The organism is Helicobacter canis (assembly GCF_900451095.1).
Taxonomy (GTDB): Bacteria; Campylobacterota; Campylobacteria; order Campylobacterales; family Helicobacteraceae; genus Helicobacter_B; species Helicobacter_B zhangjianzhongii.
Genome location: NZ_UGHV01000001.1, coordinates 1699004 through 1715691 on the forward strand (window position 1 = coordinate 1699004; position 16688 = coordinate 1715691).

Below are 16688 nucleotides of genomic sequence, written 5' to 3' on the forward strand. Positions count from 1 at the left end.
ATCAATAAGCCCCGATCACATATTTTCCTATAAAATCAAGCAAAAACTGCACCATAAAAATACTAACACAACAAACAACCGCCATCAGCCAGACAACTAGCTTAGATACAGAAGTGGCATTATAGAAAAAGTCCGCTGCATTAGGAGCTTGCGTAGCTGGCAGAAACATCGCAATAACAGGGCGCAAATAATACACCACCGCGATGGCACTATTTATCATCATAATAAGCCCTAGATACACATAATCCGCACTAAAGGCACTCATCACCACCGCCACTTTTCCAAAAAACAGCCCAAATGGCGGAATCCCAGCAAGCGAGATGAAAAACACCCCAGCAAGCACCGCATAAGAAGGCAGCACGCGCACCAAGCCGCTAAAATGCCGATACTCATAAGTATCGCTTGATGTATTGCGCACAAACCACAATAGCCCAAATGCCCCGACATTACTAAATACAAACAAAAACCAATACAAATACAGCGCACTAAGGCTCATTTGCGTATTGATAAGAATACAAGCAAGCACAAATCCAGAATGCGCAATAGAGCTAAAAGCAAGCATTCTTTTTATATCTTTTTGCACAAGGGCTGCGATATTTGGCAAAGTGATTGAAAGCACCACAAGCACATAGAGTGTATTATGCACCCATAAGGCACTACTTTGGATAAACATACTAAACACATTGATAGCCACAGCAAAGGCAGCGATCTTTGGGATAATAGACACGACTCCAGCGACAATGGCATTTGAGCCTTGATAAATATCAGGCATCCACGAGTGAAATGGCACGGCAGAAGTCTTAAACCCAAGCGCACCAATCATAAACACAACCCCAAGCAAAATAGCAGATGCAGAAATATAGTTGCCAGATAGGATTGCAAATTCAAGCGCATTAAGATCAAAGTTCGCACTAGCAAAATACCAACACAACGCCCCCATAATAAAAAATACGCTAGCAAGCACACTAAAGACAAAATACTTTATCCCAGCCTCTATGGCTCTAGATGTGCCGCTTAAGGCGATGAGTGCCACTAAAGACAATGAACCAATCTCAAGCCCAAGCAAAATGATAAGCAAATGCCGACTTGATACCATAATGTCAAACCCAGCAATCATTAGCAAGTATAAAGGATAAAACTCCCCTACCCTAGTAGCATAATCAGCCTTTTCTTGCTTCGTGAAAAAAAGCACGATAAACACAAGCGCGGCAAACTCCATTGTTACTTGCGATAGGATTGTTATGCCGTTAATATGAATAAGTGAGAAAAACGAGCTACCCACATCAAGCTGCAAGCTACAAAGCACGCTTAAAGCTAAAAACACAGCACATAGCGCGACATTTACTCCGCGAAACGCTCTGTCAAAAACTCGCACAAACACATTAGCAAGCAATAAGATCAATGCCCCTATAATAAGCACAAGACTTGGCAAAATCGCGCCTAATGACAACTCAGCAAAATCTAAAGGAGGTAAAAAGTTCATCGCGCTTCTCCAGAAAAAAGTAAATCAGCTTGAGTGGCAGAGCTAGATTCTATACTAGAATCCACTTTGGCAAAATCTAGTTCCCCTACGCTATCACTACTTACAATACTTGAAGATTTTATGCGCTCAAGTGTGCGCTCCTGCTTGGATTCAAGCGTAGTAAGCAATGTCTTTGTCGCGCTATTTTGCGCACGCATAGACATTGTCTCTAGCATTGGCTTAACCCCAGAATCTATAAGCGTTAGCAATGGCTTAGGATAGACTCCAAGCACGATAACACAAGCAGAAAATAGCCCTAACACGAGCTTTTCTCGCACATCAACATCGCTAAACTTCGCTAGCTTTTGCTCTTCATCTGCTTTGCCAAAAAAAAGCCTTTTATACAAGCTAAGCATATATGCAGCCGATAAAATAATAGTTAGCCCCCCAAGAAGCGCAATAAGTGGATAAGTCGCAAATATGCCAAGCAAGCTTAAAAACTCCCCTACAAAGCCTATGGTCAAAGGGAGCCCAACATTTGCCATCGTGGCAAGCCCAAATATCGCGCAAAAAATCGGCGCAACCGCAGCCACACCTTTCACAGAATCTATCTGCATTGATCCTGTGCGCTTGGCAAATGCACCAACCAACATAAACAGCATAGCCCCCACAATGCCGTGCGCAAACATCATAAACACCGCACCAGAAATCCCAATAAGCGTGAAAGAAAATACCCCAAGCACCACGACACCCATATGCGAGATAGAGCTATAAGCGATCACTTGCTTCATATCTGTTTGCGCGTAAGCAAGCATTGCCCCATAGATAATCATAATAAGCCCAAGCACCAAAATCCACAAGCTAAGCTCAATGCTCGCATCTGGGAAGAGTGGGAGACAAAACCGCACAAGCGCATAAGTCCCCATTTTTAGCAGTAGCGCGGAGAGCACCACAGAGCCAAGTGTGGGGGCATTGCCATAGGCTTTAGGAAGCCACGCGTGGAATGGGATAATGGGGATCTTTACCGCAATGGCGATAAAAAACGCTAGAAAGAGCCAGAGCTGATAGCTCGGTGGCAATGGCATAGAGAGCCAATCAGCCAACTCAAAGCTAAAATGCTTGAAATGCAAGAAAAACAAAAATCCATAATACAAAATCCCCACAAGCATAATCAATGAAGCAAAAAATGTATAAAGAAAAAATTGCAACGCAGCTTTGATCTTATCGCCGCTACCCCACACGCCAATCATATAGAGAATCGGCAGTAAAGATAGCTCCCAAAACACATAAAACAGCACGAGATTTTGCGCACTAAAAACCCCCATAAGAATGGATTCTAGCAATAGCAAGCACGCGACAAAATGGCTAGCAGGTGTTTTGCCGTGTAAAAACATCACACTAAGCAATATCACAATAGCATTAAGCAAAATCAATGTAAGCGAAACCCCATCAATCCCAATATGATAGCTAATCCCAAAAGCAGGAATTAAAGCAAACATATTTTCAAACTGCAAGCTAGGATTGCTACTATCAAAATACCCACACAGCACCGCCACTAGCACAAGCTCGATCATCGCACAACTTACACCAAAAAACTTCGCCCCCCTATCATCTAAGGCAAACACAACAAGCCCAGCCATAAATGGGAAGAAGATAACAATACTTAATAAATACTCCATAGCCTACCTCACAAAGACTAATTGACTTACTAGCAAACTAAGCAGCAAAAGCAAAACACCAAAGACCATAAGTCGTAGCACACTGCTTATATTGCCATTTTGCAAGTATGCACACATCGCAGAAAGCCACATCATCACCTTGCCCACTGCTTGCATACTTTTATCAAACACCAATATCTCAATCTTCTGCCACAGCACACGACATAGCACGCCAAAAGCTTTAGAAAATAGCAATTCATAAAGCTTTGGTATGTAGTATTGCTGCGACAAAAGCGTGTAGAAAAAGTTGCGACTTGGAGTATAGGTGAAGTTTTTGTATTTAAAAAACGCCACAATAATCCCCAAGCAAGAAGCCCCAAGCGCAATCCCAGCTAGAGACTCTGCGCTCAAGTGTCCGTGGGGCATTTCAAACACTGCAATATACTTCAACGCCGATATAATAGGATCATAAAATACCCCAGCCACAATAGCAAGCACCGCTAAAGGGAGTATTGCATAGAGCATAAGCGGGCGTGCTTCGTGTGGATGATCAATCGCGTATGCCTCGCTAGATTTTGGCGAGAAAAACACAAGCATAAATAAACGGAAGCTATAAAATGCTGTCAAAAACGCCCCGAACACAAGCAATCCCCATAAAACTTTATACTCTGTATTAAAGCTAAATTCCAGAATCAAATCTTTAGAAAAATACCCAGCAAATGGCGGTATCCCACACAAAGCAAGATTACCAATAAGCATAAAGATCATTGTATATTTCAATGGACGCGCAAGCCTCCCCATACGCGTAATATCAAGCCCATCGTGCATAGCGTGCATTACATTCCCAGCCCCAAGGAATAAGAGTGATTTAAAAAACGCGTGGGTAAAAAGATGAAAAAGAGCGATCCAATATGCCCCAAGCCCAGCTGCTACAAACATATACCCAAGCTGTGAGAGCGTAGAGTAGGCGATAATGCGCTTTAAATCCCTATTGACAAGAGCCATAGAAGCAGCAAATAGCGCAACAAACGCGCCAAGATAAGCGATCGCTTCGCCAATATGTGGGATTTCCATATAGATAGGGTGAGCCCGCACAATGAGATAAACACCAGCTGTTACCATTGTAGCTGCGTGGATAAGTGCTGATACAGGTGTGGGTCCCTCCATCGCATTTGCCAGCCAAGTATGCAAAGGAAACTGCGCGGATTTCCCCATCGCACCGATAAAAAGCAAAATCCCAGCCCAGCTAAGAATGCTTGAAGAAAGCTGCATTTCATCACCGCATATAGCAGAAAAAATCTCTTGAAAATTGAGTGTCCCAAAGCTCCAAAAAAGCAGAAAAATCCCAAGCAACATACCCAAATCCGCGATGCGATTGCTAATAAATGCCTCCATAGCAGCGAAATTCGCACTATGCTTGTGATACCAGAATCCAATAAGCAAATAAGAGCAGACTCCTACCCCTTCCCAGCCGACAAATAGTCCCAAGAAATTATCACTTAGCACTAAAAACATCATAGAAAACACAAACCCACTAAGGAAGCTAAAATAGCGGTTGAAGCCTTCATCATCGTGCATATAGCCAATAGAGTAAATATGCACAAGCAGCGATACAAGAGAGATGACAACAATCATCACCGCAGTAATCATATCTAGGCTAAAGCCAAAATCTACTGCAAAACTCCCGCTTACAATCCAATCAAAAAGCGACACAGAAAAGCTAACCCCTTGCAATACGCTAAACCCAAGCACGACACTTGCAAAAAACGAAAGCAAAATACAAAAGCTATTAAACCAGCCGACACCCACGATCTTGCCTCTAGTGCCAAGCACGCCAGCTACAATCGTGCCGAGCAATGGCGCAAACAACACCACAAAAAGCAAACAGGCAAATGTGCCAATATCTATAGAATCCACCCAGCCCATTTTCTATCCTTTCATTGTGCAAAGCGTATCAATATCAAGACTCTTATGCTTGCGATACCACAATAGCACAAGCCCCAATCCCACTGCCACTTCGCTAGCTGCAAGCGCGATGATAAAAAGAGCAAACATCTGCCCACCCATATCATTAAACGCCACACCAACTGCCACAAGTGCGATATTTATGGCATTTAGCATAATCTCGCTTGAGAGAAAGAGCATTAAAATATTTTTTCTACGAAGCATTCCAAACAACCCAATAGCAAACAGCACAATAGAGAGCAGCAAAAAATCATACACACTGACATAGGGGCTTAATTGCATAGTAATCGTAGTAGTCATAGAGAATCCCCTTGCTTAAAAGATGGTTTAAAAGATGAGATGTCTGCCACTTCAGATGCTTCATCTTGTGCTTCATTGCGCCCTTTAATGCCAAGCGCGATCCCAGCAATAAGCGCGACTAAAAGTAGCACACCAGCTATCTCAAACGCAATGAGATAGTGCCCAAATAGCATTTTACCCACGGTAAAAGTATTAGGCTCACCTGTGATAATTTGCATATCTCTTTCTACGGCTACTTGCTGCGACTCATAAAGCATTGGCGAGACAAAAAGCGCGACCAAAAGCAGTGCCACACACACAATCATAACACTAAGCCACAGATCCCCTTTATGTCGCTCTCTAATCTCACTCATCGTATCCACAAACATCAGCCCAAAGGCATACATAACAATCACTGCTCCCGTATAAACAGCAATTTGCACCACGCCCAAAAACTCTGCCCCCAAAAGAAAAAAGAAGCTTGAGATAAAGATCATACCACTTACAAGAGCCGTGAGCGCGTAGAGTATGTTTCTTGTGCTAACGACAACAAGAAATGCCACGATACTCAACACCATAAAAAAATAAAATGCAATCGCTTCAAACATTACACCTCTCCTTGCTTGGAGTTTTGCGACTTCTCCTCTGTTTCTGCACTAGAATCCACTTTTTCAAAAGTGGATTCTAGTGATATAGGCTTATCCCACGCAATGGGCGTTGGCACAAGCCTAGAGTCCGCATCCACACTCACACTCCCAAAGCCAGCAAACTCTAGCTGTGTATGTGTTTTAGCCTCATCAATAGGGCGCAAAAGCTCGTGCTTCCCAGCATATTGCGCGCGCGCTAAACTTGCATTTTCAAAGCGATCTCCCATAACAATGGCAAGCTCAGGGCACACTTCAGCACACAATCCGCAGTAAATACACCGCCCAAGATTTATGGTATAGGAGTCGATTTTTTTGCGTTTATCATCGCCTTTATGTGTGATGATGCGGATACAATTACTCGTGCAAATTTTCTCACAAAGCCCACAGCCAATGCAGCGTTCATTTCCGGATTCTAGGAGTCTTTGCAGGCTATGCACAGCACGATACCTGGGCGATAGCGGGATATACTCTTTAGGATAATGTATAGTAACCTTTTTAGAAAAAAACTCCTTTAAAGTAAGAGCTAGTCCTTTAAACAAATCTAGCCCACAAGTCATCTTCACACTTTTGCAAAAATGCTCATAAGTAGTCTTTGGCTCTTTGCGCTTAGGGATAGGGGTATAATTTTTCATTGCATTCTCCTAGAGCAAAATCACAACGCTTGTGATAAGCAAATTGATAATCGCTAAAGGCATAAGCACCTTCCAGCACATACTCATCAACTGATCTGGGCGGATATGTGGGAAAGTCGCCCTAACCCACATCGCCAAGAAGACAAAAAAGCACACCTTTAGGATAATGGCAATCCCACCGGGGATAAACCACAGCGGCTGATACCCACCACAAAAGATAAGAGCTATCACAAAGCCAAAGGCAAAGAGATGGGCGTATTCTGCTAAGAAGAACATCCCCCATTTTAGCCCGCTATACTCCGTGCAAAATCCAGCCACAATCTCCGCTTCGTGCTCAAGCAAGTCAAAAGGTGTGCGATTTAGCTCAGCATAGCTAGCCACAAGGAAGAGAATAAAGGCTAAGGGCTGCTTGAATAACAACCAATCAAACACTCCCCCTGCTTGATAATCATTCATAGCTACAAGCGATAGTGAGCCTACAAGCATAAGTGGAGGCAAAATACTAAGCGTGGAGACCACCTCAAAGCTTAAAAGCTGGATACACGCACGCACAGCCCCCAGCAAGGAGAATTTAGAATTTGAAGAAAGCCCAGCAAGCAGCGGCGCGTAAATCCCCACTGCCCCAACTGCTAGGAAAAAGAGTAGCCCTACATTGATGTCTGAAATGATAGGCTGTATGGTCCTACCAAATATCTCAAACTCGCCAAAAAATGGTATCGGTGCCATCGCGACAAATGCACTCATCATCGCAATCACTGGAGCTAGCATAAAAATAAGCTTATTAGCATTCTGGGGGCAGACATCTTCTTTGGTAAATAGCTTAATCGCATCAGCTAGAAACTGCAAAAGCCCAAATGGACCCACATAGCAAGGACCAAGCCTGCGCTGGAAATAGCCCAAAACTTTGCGCTCTAAATATGTCCCAAACCCCCCTAAAAACGAGAATACAAGCACAACAACCAAAATCTTTATACAAGTTTCGATGATAAACTCACTCATACTCTACTCCTTTATGGCTTTAGCGCACTCAACAGATACATAGGTATTTGTATCCCAATTTTTTGCGATATTTGGGCTAATGAGCCATATATCCTGACTCATCGCATAGTCAATATACACTGCGCCTGTAATGTCCTGCTGTGTATTTGGCTTGCGTAGCGTGATTTGCTCTCCTTCAGCAAGCCCTAGCCTATCCAAATGTGCCTTAGAAGTGTAGAATCCATCTTTTTGCTGCATATTGCTATCTAGCACATTTTGGATACTAAAGAGATTTTGCGGATAAGTGATGAAGGCATTAAAGTCTAGAGATTTTGCCTGCTCTATCGCAAAGGCTGGCGCAAGCTCACCGCTTAGCAATGGCATAAGCACATAGCCTCTTTTATCAATCCCACCTTGTGTGTAGTAGTTTGCTATGCTGGCAAGCTCTTTTGGCGCATAGCCCTTGCTTTGTGGTAGTGCCTTTGTATAGTCGCTTAGCTCTGTGTAGGTAGAAAAATAATCAAGCAATGCACTATCAAGCAACATACCTGCGCGATCTTGCGTGCGTGTCATAGATTGTAGCTCTTTTTTATGGTGCGCTACCTCTAGCCTAGATGTGTTATACCCATACAAAATACTTGCCAAATCATCGCCTTGATACTCGCGCACCTTTGCTAGAGGTAGCAAGCGATTTTCAAAATTCGTCATACTGCCTAGCATTTGCTGGTGGCTTGGTAGCACTACTTCAGGCTTTTTCACAAGCACTTCACCATCACTGCTCCACGCACAATCCCACACCACATCGCCTTGTGTGCGCACGCCGATCACAAATTCATCACCCAAACTAGATTCTAGGCTAGAATCTCGCGCGACACTAGAATCCACTTCTAAAAGCTCGCCACAGATTCTAGCGATCCCAGCCGTATTGCTACCAAGCGGGATCACATACACCCTAGCCCCACATTTTTCTAAAATCTGCAGCCCCGCTACCATCGCGCTATTTTCACGCAAGGCACAAAGCATAGCCTCCTCACCGATGATTACACTCATCTGTGATAAATCCACGCCAGCTAGCTCGCTAAGCTTACTGCTCTCTATCCCTGCTTCTTGCAATGCCGCATAGACAGGTGTGCTAGGCTGCGCCTCGCTAGAATCCACTTTTTCACTAGAATCCACTTTGACTTCTGCCTGCTTGCTTGCTTCAATCACTCTAAGCAAGCCATCCAGCATTGCCCCTAACTCCTTAGCCTGCGGACTTTGGGCGATCGCCTTTTCAAGTGTGCCTTTCATCGCCATAAGCAACGCCCCAAGTGCCATTTCATCAGCCCCGGGATTATAAGGCATATGCACCACAGAGCGAGAAAATGACGCTAAAAGTGTGTCGGCGATTGGGTGGAGATAGTAGAGCTTAACGCCCTTTTTGGTGCGGATTGTGTTGTTGATAGCATATTGCAAAAGTGGGGCTTGCAAGCGCACAGGCGCACCTAGCGCGACTATCGTGCTAGAATCTTTCAGGTCTTGCAAAGTATGATCTAAGCGCAAATAAGGCAAAAACTTCTGGTATGCCCGCGCACTCTCGTTATAGAGCTTTATGCCAAAATGCGCACTAAAAATGCTTGCAATCATCGCTTCTTCATTGGTGATAGAGCTACCAAGCCGCATAGCACTAGCCTTGCCAAGATGAGTGAAGGGATTGCTTATAGGATTATCAAAAGTGGATTCTAGACTAGAATCCACTTTTGGCACAGCCCCAGCAGATACGACAGAAAATCCAAACCGCCCTGCCCCACAGATTGGCGCGAAGTGGAAGTCATTGCTCACGCGATAAATCTTCTTCTCCCCTAGGGTATTATGATGTCTTGTCTCATAAGTGATATGACAGCCCATAGAGCAGTAATGGCAGGTGCTATTAGTCTTTTTCAACTCCCACGCATTAGCAGTATAGCTAAAGTCCTTATAAGTAAGCGCACCCACAGGACACACAGCAATACACTCCCCACAATCCACACAAGGTGTATCGCTCACAAATTCTATCAAAGACTTTTGCTTCTTACTCCACACGCTATAAGGGTCTTTTAACATAGAGTCTTTATAGCTATCAGGGGCGTGTAAATCTGCTTTCCCAGCCTTAAGCTTGGCTTCACCGATATTGTCCTTACAAGTGGTTACACATCGCTCGCACACAATGCAAAGATTAGGATCATAGAGTGCTTGCGCCCACGATTTCTCGTGCTTCTCATCATCAGCTAGGGCATAGTCTTGGTGGGCTACTTTGGTATAGAGCGTTAGATTTTGCAGCTCACATTCCCCACTTTTGTCGCACACGCCACATTCTAGCGGGTGATTGACATCATAAGTTTGCATAATCATCTGCCGCTCTTGTTGAAGCTGCTTAGTTTGCGTAAATATCTCTAGCCCATCTTTTGCCTTGGTGTTGCAAGTATAAACACGCTTGCCATCGCCTGTCTCAGCCATACACATCTTGCAGGCAAGCGTAGGTGAGCAGCCACCTAGATAGCAAATCGTAGGGATAAAAATGTCATTTTTCCTAGCGACATCGACGATTGTTTCACCCTCTTCACAGATAATTGGACGCTTATCAATCATAATTGTAACTTTAGCCATTATAGCCCCCATTTCGCGCAAATCGCGCCTTGATAAAAGGATAAATCTTTGCTCCTCGCCAGCCTTTAAGCACAGCAGTAGCACCTTGCAGATAGCTCACTTGCTGAGCCACACACTCCACTTGAGTAGAATCCACAAGCAAGCGCACCTGCTCTTTATCCTGCAAATGCGCTAAACGCAAAAATGCCGGCGTGGCATATAACACCGGCTGTGCTAAATCTCGCCCATCAAGCAAGCTAAGATACACAAGCGCGCCATTGGATTCTGGCAGCTCTTCAAGGGCGTGCAAGATAGGTGCAAACGCCCTAGAATCCACATTTTTATCATAGGCTAGCATACGCAAGCCCACATCACTCGCACAGAGCATATCAATCGCACAATATGTGCCAATCATCGCAAGCAGCTTGTGGATAAGCGGAGCAAAAGCATGCCGCCTAAAGCTCTCCCCCACGATAATCATCGGCGATTTCGCCTGCTGCACACTGCACACTATCTCTGCTAGCTCCTCTTCAGCAAGAGCGGATTCTGCGGCGATATGCCCTAAATCTAGGCTATCAAAAAACTCCCGAACCTGAATAGGCAGCTTTGCCTGAGCGATGAGCGACTGACACAGCAGTGCTGCCACCCCAAGCTCTGCCCCCACCTCATAGCGATACTGCCGCATATCCCCCACCCTAGAATCCACAAAAGGATGCAGCCCTATCACAGCACAAACAATATCTAGCCCCTCCACTAGCTCCCCAAACTCAAACGCCCCCACCCCAAGCACCAGCACAACATCACTCTGTCTAAGGAGCTGAGACACACCCGTATCCTGCTCTATGATTGCAGGATTTCGCATAGCTTGTGTGCTAGGAGTGGCACCCAGCCTTGCTATCTCGCTTTTTGACACAGCGTGTGTAGCATTACTCATCGCCTGCCTTTGCGCTCTCTTGCGTAGGTGATTGTGGCTCCAAAGTGGATTCTAGTCTAGATTGCGGATGGCTTTTGCGCACTACAAGTGTCCAATCGCGATGATTAAATCGCACAGAATTCATCACTTCATAGCCCTTAGAGCTGACAAACTCAGCACTCTTAGCGACATTAGAAAAATCATCAACTTCAAAGAGAAATATCCCCACCTCTCCTTGAGTGAGTTGCGTATCGATCAGCTCTCCCATACGCGCGTAAAAATCATTATGCAAATGCCGCAAGTCAAATCGCTTCATTATCTATCTCCCCTTTGCTTTGTGTTTGTGCAAGAGATTGCAAGCTCATCGATCCACCTCTCCAAAAATCGCATTACACGAGCCTACAATCGTAACAATATCGGCGATATACGCGCCTGTAAGCATCTCTTGCAAAATCGCTGTATGCGCGAAGCTTGGGGTTTTGATTTTCATTCTCTGTGGGTATGCCTCCCCAAGTGAATGGATAAAAAATCCAAGCTCACCGCGCGGAGACTCTGTGGGGGCATAGACCTCACCTTTTGGCGGACGCATACCTTGCGTAACTAGCACAAAATGCTGCATAAGCGAGTAATTTTGCGTCATAATCTCTTCTTTTGGCGCGGAGATATACTCTGGAGCGCGTGCCATAAGCTCATCGCCCGTGCTAGTAGCATTGCTACTTGGATAAAGCGCGATAAGCTGGCGCAGTAGCTTAATGGACTCTCTAATCTCAAGCATATAGAGTCGGTAGCGATCATAGCTATCACCATAATGCCCAGTAGGCACGGCAAAGTCTAGTTCATTATAAAGCTCATAGGGCTCTTCTTTGCGAATATCATAGGCAATGCCCGTAGCACGCAGCATAATCCCACTAAGCCCCCACGACTTTGCCATCTCTTGAGAGATCGCCCCCACGCCTTCAAGGCGCATTCTCCAAATGCGATTTTCATCAAGCAAGCCTTCAAACAAATCCACACTTTTGCTTGCTTCTTGTAAAAACTGCTCCAAATTCTCCAGCCAGCCACTTGGGAAGTCTAGCGGCACACCGCCTATGCGAATGGCATTATGCGTAAGTCTAGCCCCGCAATAATCCTCTATCAAATCCAGCCCATACTCACGCGTCTTAAACGCGTATAAAAACATCGATAGCGCGCCCACATCCATAGCATGCACCGCGATGAAAAAGATATGCGAGATAATGCGATTTAGCTCTAAAAGTGTCGTGCGTATCACTTGGGCTTTGCGCGGGGCTTGTATGCCAAGCAGTCGCTCTACTCCAAGCGCAAAGGCATAGTTATTGCCAATAGCAGAAATATAATCAAGCCTATCTGTGGTAGGCATAAACTCATTGTAAATCATATTTTCTGCAAGCTTTTCTATACCCCTATGCAAGTAGCCAATCTCTGGAGTAGCTCTTTTAACCCTTTCACCATCTAGCTCTAGGACCAAGCGCAACTGCCCGTGTGTCGATGGGTGCTGTGGTCCAAAGTTTAACACCATCGTATTGTCATCGCGCTCGAAATGTATATTTTCAAACTGCGGTTTTAAGCGTGTATAGTTTTGTCCCATTATTTCCTTCTTTCAAGCCGAGTTTTTTTCGCCCTAGCAATATCTTTGACAAAAAGAGCTTTAGAAGCTTCCATATATAGCCCTTCACCCTCCTCCCCAATGGCATCAAGCTTAGAGAAGCTACGCGCATCACTAGAATCCACTTTCGCGCTATCGCGCTGCTCTGCCCCCACCACTTCTCTATACTCCTTGCCAAAGATTTTATCAATCTCATACCACGCCGCAAACTCATCGCCCTGCAAAGGATATGATCGGCGCAGTGGGTGTCCTACCCAATCCTTTGGCATAAGCAGGCGCGTAAGATTTGGGTGGTTGATAAACTTTATCCCAAGCATATCATACGCCTCTCGCTCACTCCACAAAGCAAGAGAAAAAATAGAAGAGATAGAATCTATCTGTTCATTTTCACCAAGATAGCACCTTATCCGCACACGCCGCTTATCGCTAAAGCTCTCTTTCACAGAATGAAGCTGATAAAACATCTCAAAGCGATTATCTTTAGCTAGCATATCTACCGCACTCATTTCACTAAGCACTTCATAGCCTAGATATTTAAGCTTTCTCATCACGCCTACAATATCATCTTTACACACCCAAAACACCGCGATCCCAAGCTCGATATATGCCCTATCGATAGCAAATTCATAGGCAAGGTGATTGTAGATCACTTCCCACGCGCTTCCTTGTATGTGGGATTTTGGTGTCTCAAGTGGTTGATAGAATCTAGGCGTATGTGTAGCTTTTCTTTGCACATCGATGTGAGAGGTGCTAGACTTAGATGAAGTGGAGCTAGGCAAAAGATAGCCACCAAGCTGCCCACTATCTCTCGTGTCGTGCTGCTTTTCTTGATCTTGTGGCATACTCTCTCCTTAGCTTATGTTATAGCACGCGTTTGGTCTTTGGCGGCAATGCTTTGCTAGAGCGGATTTTACGCTGCAAGACTAAAAGCGCGTATTGCAAAGTCTCTGGGCGTGGTGCGCAACCGGGCAAATACACATCCACAGGGATAATCCTATCTACGCCCTGCACGGTAGAGTAGGTATTAAACATACCGCCCGTGTTTGCGCAACTCCCCATAGAAATCACCCATTTTGGCTCGGGCATTTGGTCATAGAGTCGGCGCGTGAATTCTGCGTGCTTTTTTGTGAGTGTGCCGGCGATAATCATCACATCACTCTGTCTAGGTGAAGCGCGGAAAATTGTCCCAAAGCGATCAAAATCAAAGCGGCTTCCACCTGTCGCCATCATCTCTATCGCACAACACGCAAGCCCATAAGTCATAGGCCAGAGTGAATTACTCCGCCCCCAATTAAGCAGCTTATCAAGTGTCCCAAGTGCGACAGGCACGCCCATAGCTTGCAAATCTCTTACTCCATATTCTGCCATCGCAATGCCCCTTTCTTCCACGCATAAATTAGCCCTATCACAAGTAGTAGCACAAAGCTTAGCATTTCAATAAACACAAATAGCCCCGCCCCACTTGCGACAAAGCTCTTATACACCACAGCCCAAGGGATCATAAACACCACTTCAATATCAAATAGCACAAACAAAAGCGCGATGATGAAAAAATGGTGAGAAATCTTTGCTGGCTGCTTGATAGGCACAGGTCCGCACTCATAAGGAGCCATTTTGAGCTTTTCATTGCTTTTTTTGGCAAGCTTGCGTGAGATAAATCGCTGGATTTTAAGTGTGTAATTAAATGCAATAAAACTCAAGACAAATAAAACAAACACCCCAAAATACGCGTGATCAACAAATGCCGATGAGACTTGCGCAGCGATAAGCTCTTGCGCTTGTGTGAGTGTCCCGGGATCTGCAGAATCTATGGTAGGCATATACAACTCCATACAATAAGTTCAAGAATGCTAATGCGCTAAGCTAGTAAGATAAATGCGATTGTAAAATGAAAAAGTTTAATAGAATCTTAACTTTTATAATTCTGTCTTTATGCTAGATTATTTCAAAAGTGGATTCTAGTTTTAGGATTTAGCTTTTCCTAGAATCCACTTTTGCGCATAACGCCATTTTTCTTGTCATATTGAGGGCGAAATATCTCTTGTTATTGCGAGAAAATCCGCAAGGATTTTTGTGGCAATCCACTCTCCCCACTAGAATCCACTTTTTCACAAAGCCCATTTTACTCCACAAAGTCTGTTTTACTTCAACACGATTCTAAGCATTGCGGTGGGGCTGTGGCTGTTTTACACGATTTTTAGGGTAGGAGTTACCTAAATCGGTAATGACTGCCCTAAAAATCGTGTAATCAACCGCATCGCTCGCCCAAGACTGAATCGCTTGAAAAAGTGGATTCTAGGGGCGGCGCTACAATACCTCTGCACGCCCATTACGCACGACCACTAGATCTTCTATCCTAACGCCATAAAGATTTGGCAAGTAAATGCCCGGCTCAATAGAAAACACCATACCATCTTCAATAATCATCGAGCTTTTTGCAGAAATCCTAGGCAGCTCGTGTATATCAAGCCCTATGCCGTGTCCTGTGCTATGGGAAAAATACTTCCCAAACCCAGCCTTATCAATCACTTCTCGCGCTAGGGCGTCAATGTGCTTACCACTCATTCCCGCGCGTAGATTGGTGATGGCACTCTCTTGGGCTTTGCGCACGGTGTCATAGATTTTTTGCAGCTTTGTATCGCGAAATTTTTGCTTTTTACTAAAGTGGATTCTACCTTGTGTGAAGCAAGCAGTCCTTGTGCGATCCGAGCAGTAGCGTTTATACTTAATCCCCGCATCAAAAAGCAGCAAATCCCCATCGCTTAGGCGATCTTGGCAGGGCAGAGCGTGGGGCTTGGCGGCATTGGCGTTAATGCTAAGGATTGGATTAAAGCTTAGAGTATAGCTACCATCTTGCTCCAAAGCTTGGCGCGCTAGGGCGTGGAGATACAGCTCCGTGGGATTATCAAGCCTTTCTATCATTGTGGCAAAGTGTTTATATGCCTTTTTATTAAGCTTTTGGGATTTGGCGATTAGGGCGACTTGCTCATCGGTCTTGATGATTCTAAGCTGCTGGTGGAAGTTTGGCAGTGGCTCTAGGCGGCATTTTGGGAGCTTTGCAAGCAGAGTTTGATACTCCTGCACACACACTTGCAACGGATCAAAAGATAGTGTGCTTACGCGCTCTTTTTTCAAAGTAGCAATCATAGATTCTAGCAGATTAGCACTCTCTACCAGTGTCGTGCCGCGTGCTAGATACTCTTTAGCTTCAGTGGTGTAGCGAGAGTCTGTGAAAAAGATCTTCCTAGAATCTAGCACAAGTAAAATCGCGTGATCACAGCTATATCCACACTCAAAATACTGCGCACTCTCATCAGCGGTGAAAAACGCGTGCGGACGCGCTAGGGGTGTAAAATGCTTGCTTGAAGACATTATTTAGCTTGCGCGTTGGCGGCTTGGGGATTTTGAGCTTTAAAGGCTTGGACTTCGCTGATGATTTGTATAAGTGAGATAAGCCCGATGTGGTAGCCATACGCGCCAAAGCCCGTGATGACACCCGCACACACCGCGCCGGTATAGCTCTTTTGCCGGAAGTCTTCACGCGCAAAGATATTGCTAATATGCACTTCTACCACAGGCACACCACACGCCATAATCGCATCAGCAAGCGCGATAGAAGTGTGCGAGTAAGCAGCAGGGTTGATAAGCACGCCATCATATTCTCCGCCGACACACTCTTGCAGCTTATCGATCATCTCGCCCTCAAAATTACTTTGGAAAAACTCTAAAGAAATGTTGCTTTGCTTGGCAAATGTGCGCATATTGTCGTGGATTTGCTCTAAAGTAAGTGGTCCATAGATCCTAGGGTCTCTATGCCCTAGTAGGTTTAGGTTTGGTCCTTGTATGACTAGAATCTTCATCATTTATCCTTTCTATTTCGCATTGCAAGCGCGCATTGTAGCAGATACACACAAATATACAAACAC

General features: G+C 44.9%; 16 protein-coding genes and 1 pseudogene. All 17 read right to left on the reverse strand.

The window, feature by feature from the left end:
- Position 1: 1 nt before the first annotated feature.
- The 17 genes and pseudogenes from DX060_RS08005 to aroQ all read right to left on the reverse strand — a co-directional run bounded on the left by DX060_RS08005 (position 2) and on the right by aroQ (position 16622).
- Positions 2-1483, reverse strand: a complete 1482-nt coding sequence (locus DX060_RS08005) for an NADH-quinone oxidoreductase subunit N (protein ID WP_115011962.1) — start codon at positions 1481-1483, stop codon at positions 2-4.
- A gap of 188 nt (positions 1484-1671) precedes the next feature.
- Positions 1672-3141, reverse strand: a pseudogene (locus DX060_RS08010) (NADH-quinone oxidoreductase subunit M); the annotation flags it as partial.
- A gap of 3 nt (positions 3142-3144) precedes the next feature.
- The gene (nuoL, locus tag DX060_RS08015; protein ID WP_115011964.1) at positions 3145-5046 is read right to left on the reverse strand and encodes an NADH-quinone oxidoreductase subunit L; all 1902 of its coding nucleotides are present in this window, start codon (positions 5044-5046) and stop codon (positions 3145-3147) included.
- Between the two features lie 3 nt (positions 5047-5049).
- Positions 5050-5367 (reverse strand): NADH-quinone oxidoreductase subunit NuoK, encoded by a 318-nt coding sequence (gene nuoK, locus DX060_RS08020; protein WP_115012346.1) that lies wholly within the window; start codon positions 5365-5367, stop codon positions 5050-5052.
- A gap of 14 nt (positions 5368-5381) precedes the next feature.
- A complete protein-coding gene (locus DX060_RS08025; protein WP_115011965.1) occupies positions 5382-5972 on the reverse strand; it encodes an NADH-quinone oxidoreductase subunit J in 591 nt (196 codons plus the stop codon).
- Positions 5972-6643 (reverse strand): NADH-quinone oxidoreductase subunit NuoI, encoded by a 672-nt coding sequence (gene nuoI / locus DX060_RS08030; protein ID WP_115011966.1) that lies wholly within the window; start codon positions 6641-6643, stop codon positions 5972-5974. Before nuoI ends, DX060_RS08025 begins: the two co-directional genes overlap by 1 nt.
- 9 nt (positions 6644-6652) lie before the next feature.
- Positions 6653-7642: an NADH-quinone oxidoreductase subunit NuoH gene (gene nuoH, locus DX060_RS08035; RefSeq protein WP_115011967.1), complete on the reverse strand. Its 990-nt coding sequence runs from the start codon at positions 7640-7642 to the stop codon at positions 6653-6655.
- Positions 7643-7645: 3 nt separating this feature from the next.
- Entirely contained in the window at positions 7646-10246 is a 2601-nt protein-coding gene (locus DX060_RS08040; protein WP_181814249.1) for an NADH-quinone oxidoreductase subunit G, read from the reverse strand.
- Positions 10239-11159, reverse strand: a complete 921-nt coding sequence (locus tag DX060_RS08045; protein WP_115011969.1) for a hypothetical protein — start codon at positions 11157-11159, stop codon at positions 10239-10241. Before DX060_RS08045 ends, DX060_RS08040 begins: the two co-directional genes overlap by 8 nt.
- A complete protein-coding gene (locus DX060_RS08050) occupies positions 11152-11454 on the reverse strand; it encodes an NADH-ubiquinone oxidoreductase subunit E family protein (RefSeq protein WP_115011970.1) in 303 nt (100 codons plus the stop codon). The genes DX060_RS08045 and DX060_RS08050 overlap by 8 nt, the downstream gene beginning before the upstream one ends.
- Before the next feature lie 45 nt (positions 11455-11499).
- Entirely contained in the window at positions 11500-12744 is a 1245-nt protein-coding gene (gene nuoD / locus DX060_RS08055) for an NADH dehydrogenase (quinone) subunit D (protein ID WP_115011971.1), read from the reverse strand.
- Complete coding sequence (locus DX060_RS08060; protein WP_115011972.1) at positions 12744-13604, reverse strand: NADH-quinone oxidoreductase subunit C; 861 nt, start codon at positions 13602-13604, stop codon at positions 12744-12746. Before DX060_RS08060 ends, nuoD begins: the two co-directional genes overlap by 1 nt.
- A gap of 19 nt (positions 13605-13623) precedes the next feature.
- Complete coding sequence (locus tag DX060_RS08065) at positions 13624-14130, reverse strand: NuoB/complex I 20 kDa subunit family protein (RefSeq protein WP_115011973.1); 507 nt, start codon at positions 14128-14130, stop codon at positions 13624-13626.
- Positions 14112-14582, reverse strand: coding sequence for an NAD(P)H-quinone oxidoreductase subunit 3 (locus DX060_RS08070; protein WP_115011974.1), 471 nt, complete (start codon positions 14580-14582; stop codon positions 14112-14114). Before DX060_RS08070 ends, DX060_RS08065 begins: the two co-directional genes overlap by 19 nt.
- Positions 14583-14733: 151 nt before the next feature.
- On the reverse strand, positions 14734-14883 hold the full coding sequence (locus DX060_RS11475) for a hypothetical protein (RefSeq protein ID WP_181814250.1): 150 nt from the start codon (positions 14881-14883) through the stop codon (positions 14734-14736).
- Positions 14884-15069: 186 nt separating this feature from the next.
- Positions 15070-16134, reverse strand: a complete 1065-nt coding sequence (locus DX060_RS08075; protein WP_115011975.1) for a M24 family metallopeptidase — start codon at positions 16132-16134, stop codon at positions 15070-15072.
- Entirely contained in the window at positions 16134-16622 is a 489-nt protein-coding gene (gene aroQ / locus DX060_RS08080) for a type II 3-dehydroquinate dehydratase (RefSeq protein WP_115011976.1), read from the reverse strand. The genes DX060_RS08075 and aroQ overlap by 1 nt, the downstream gene beginning before the upstream one ends.
- Positions 16623-16688: the final 66 nt, after the last annotated feature.

Excerpts from the sequence above, each read along its gene's own strand:
- nuoI (WP_115011966.1), bottom strand. The coding sequence starts at position 6,643 with ATGAAAAATTATACCCCTATCCCTAAGCGCAAAGAGCCAAAGACTACT.
- nuoK (WP_115012346.1), bottom strand. The coding sequence starts at position 5,367 with ATGCAATTAAGCCCCTATGTCAGTGTGTATGATTTTTTGCTGCTCTCT.
- nuoH (WP_115011967.1), bottom strand. The coding sequence starts at position 7,642 with ATGAGTGAGTTTATCATCGAAACTTGTATAAAGATTTTGGTTGTTGTG.
- DX060_RS08065 (WP_115011973.1), bottom strand. The coding sequence starts at position 14,130 with ATGGCAGAATATGGAGTAAGAGATTTGCAAGCTATGGGCGTGCCTGTC.
- DX060_RS08045 (WP_115011969.1), bottom strand. The coding sequence starts at position 11,159 with ATGAGTAATGCTACACACGCTGTGTCAAAAAGCGAGATAGCAAGGCTG.
- nuoD (WP_115011971.1), bottom strand. The coding sequence starts at position 12,744 with ATGGGACAAAACTATACACGCTTAAAACCGCAGTTTGAAAATATACAT.
- DX060_RS08005 (WP_115011962.1), bottom strand. The coding sequence starts at position 1,483 with ATGAACTTTTTACCTCCTTTAGATTTTGCTGAGTTGTCATTAGGCGCG.
- DX060_RS08040 (WP_181814249.1), bottom strand. The coding sequence starts at position 10,246 with ATGGCTAAAGTTACAATTATGATTGATAAGCGTCCAATTATCTGTGAA.
- DX060_RS08060 (WP_115011972.1), bottom strand. The coding sequence starts at position 13,604 with ATGCCACAAGATCAAGAAAAGCAGCACGACACGAGAGATAGTGGGCAG.
- DX060_RS08025 (WP_115011965.1), bottom strand. The coding sequence starts at position 5,972 with ATGTTTGAAGCGATTGCATTTTATTTTTTTATGGTGTTGAGTATCGTG.
- DX060_RS11475 (WP_181814250.1), bottom strand. The coding sequence starts at position 14,883 with ATGGGCTTTGTGAAAAAGTGGATTCTAGTGGGGAGAGTGGATTGCCAC.
- nuoL (WP_115011964.1), bottom strand. The coding sequence starts at position 5,046 with ATGGGCTGGGTGGATTCTATAGATATTGGCACATTTGCCTGTTTGCTT.
- aroQ (WP_115011976.1), bottom strand. The coding sequence starts at position 16,622 with ATGAAGATTCTAGTCATACAAGGACCAAACCTAAACCTACTAGGGCAT.
- DX060_RS08075 (WP_115011975.1), bottom strand. The coding sequence starts at position 16,134 with ATGTCTTCAAGCAAGCATTTTACACCCCTAGCGCGTCCGCACGCGTTT.
- DX060_RS08070 (WP_115011974.1), bottom strand. The coding sequence starts at position 14,582 with ATGCCTACCATAGATTCTGCAGATCCCGGGACACTCACACAAGCGCAA.
- DX060_RS08050 (WP_115011970.1), bottom strand. The coding sequence starts at position 11,454 with ATGAAGCGATTTGACTTGCGGCATTTGCATAATGATTTTTACGCGCGT.